The organism is Plesiomonas sp. (assembly GCF_051650925.1).
Lineage (GTDB): Bacteria > Pseudomonadota > Gammaproteobacteria > Enterobacterales > CAMTGL01 > Plesiomonas.
In genome coordinates, this window is sequence record NZ_JBOFRH010000333.1 from 1 (window position 1) to 2,348 (window position 2,348).

The 2,348-nt window shown below is 50.8% G+C and carries 3 protein-coding genes; all 3 read left to right on the plus strand.

Features of this window, described 5'->3' with window-relative positions; translation table 11 throughout:
• Positions 1–62: 62 nt before the first annotated feature.
• Complete coding sequence (locus tag ACRC27_RS07755; protein ID WP_438639581.1) at positions 63–668, plus strand: DUF4402 domain-containing protein; 606 nt, start codon at positions 63–65, stop codon at positions 666–668.
• A gap of 73 nt (positions 669–741) precedes the next feature.
• Complete coding sequence (locus ACRC27_RS07760; RefSeq protein WP_438639582.1) at positions 742–1,569, plus strand: hypothetical protein; 828 nt, start codon at positions 742–744, stop codon at positions 1,567–1,569.
• Between the two features lie 3 nt (positions 1,570–1,572).
• On the plus strand, positions 1,573–2,348 hold a 776-nt coding region (locus ACRC27_RS07765), incomplete at its 3' end, for a hypothetical protein (protein ID WP_438639583.1).

Consider the following 2,348-nt stretch of genomic DNA (forward strand, 5'->3'; position numbering starts at 1 on the left):
TTACCTCGGCAGCATATGGAATCACAGGTAGAACCCGTTATGGGGATTCAAGGAGTAAGGAAATGAAGCGAATCAATAAACTGCATTTATGCTCGCTGATGATGGCAATTTCAAGCGCCCTGCTATCGGGTCAGGCTTCAGCTCAAACATCATCCGATACCGTTGATGCATACGCCGGTATTGCACCAACTCTGGAACTGACCTGCTCCGATGTTAACTTCGGTGTTTGGCGAATGAGCACCGGAACTCGCGGTGGTGCCACAACCATTACGCTGCCTAGCGACGGCAGTGCTGCCGTACGTACTGGCGGTACAGCGGCGCTTTCCAACGCGAGTAGCCATCAAGCACCTGTTCGCTCGACTTGTCAATTGAAAGGGTCTGGAGCACCAAATGCAACGGTCGCTACAGTCACGTTAAAAGATAATACTAATATGGCATTGGCTGGGACTAGCAGTAACAATTTTGCTGTTACTCTACCAGCCCCGGTTAGTGCTGCAGCCTTAACCGCCAATTTAACCGCATCTACCTTAAATCCAGTGATTAGTGGTGGCTCTACTCAAGTCTACATTGGTGGAGAATTAACAATTCCTGACAATATTGTAGAGGCCAACTACGGATCCTATAAAACCTCAGCGCCATTAACCGTGACGCTGGAAGATAATCAATAAGTGATTGTACGAACACGACCGGTGAATACCGGTCGTGATTTTTTTATGCCGACCGGCCAAGAAAGGACGTTGTATGTTATCTCAGATTTCATCTGCGTTTACTGCAGAAAATTGGCGTACTAGCGCATCTCTATTCGTCTTTCCTGTACTGCTCACGCTTGTGGCTCCGGTGCACGCTGAAATTGCATCAACCACCCCCAAGGGGCTTTCTGTCGCGCTATCAGATAACGTGCTGGTCTTGAATGATACTGACCGTTCGGCCTCACTGGAGCTGGTTAATCTCGGCTCATTACCTACCGAGTTCGCATTGCAATCGGTCAAGTTGGTGATGAATGCCAAAACCCAAGACGGCAGTGAGTTTATTCGCTGGGCACCACAGCGGGCCAAAGTACCCGCCAATCAAACGATGCCAATGCGGATTTCAGCTCGTCAGCTGGATAAACTTCCCCCCGGTGAATACATGCTAAAACTAAATGTCTCGGCACTAACCAGACCCGGGCCTGAAGCCAAAACCGCAGACAAAGCACAAGGCGTTGCAGTAACCATCCCCATCATGCCGGTGCTACCTGTGACCGTGTATTTACGCCATGGCATTGATACCCCGGGAATTCGTGCGCAGAAGTTGGTATATACCCCCAAAGACCGCGAATATCTGGGTTATTTCCCCGTCACTAAAACCGTGCCAGGACAAAGCTTTGTCGGCCAAATTCAGGTCATCAACCAAGCAACCGGCGATGTATTGAGCTCTGGCCGTCTGCATTTGCGCCCCACCACCAATGAAAGTGTTGTCCGCATGCCGCGGGGCAAATTCACTGCCGGTGCTGCGGGAACCTATTGTCTGAAAATTTGGGATCACTTCCCCGCCACGGGAAACCCAATACAGGAACAGTGCAACGGCTGAGCCATGGCAATTTTCAGGCAACAAACTGCCCTGCGCTTAGCGCTGATATTGTTGGCTCTGAGCGCGGGGGTTAGCTTCGGTACGGCCTCAGCGGTACCACCGGGCTCGCCACCCATAGCGGCAGCAGAGTCGGTTGCCGGAACAGCGCCTAATCCAAAGCCGAATACTGTAGCAGATACAACATCGCAGAGCGGGTCTGATATAGCAGAGACATTCGTTGCCGAGCTCAGTATTAATGGCAACATCACGCCCGATTTTCTGGATATTGCGCTGGTTCATGGCAGCCTCTTTGTTTCAGCCGCCGCTTTATTTACTGCGGCGGACGCAACCGGAGAGCAGCCAGACAATCAGCAGCTTAATCTGTTGTTAGCCAACACCGGCGAAGCCTTAGAAGCCAACCTCGATAAACAAACGCTTCGCATCAATGGCGCTAGCGCGACCTTCTCCGCCCAAGAGTTTTTCACCGCCCAGGATACAATTTATATCGCGGCAACATTGCTAGAAAAAGCGTTTAATTTGAATATCCAATTTGATCAAAGCACACAGCGCCTAGCCATTGAAACTGCACGTCCATGGCCGATTGATTTGCGGGTTGCACGCGAAAATCGCTGGCGTATGCCAGTACAAAAAGAGCAATCATCGGCAGTCGCCCCTATAACAGTCGACTTCCCTTACCAGTTTTTTGGTACGCCAGAAGCCGATGTATCCTTGAGTGCTGAGCGAAACAACAGTGGGCAATATAACGGCAGCTATAACATGCTGATGGTAGCTGAAGCCCT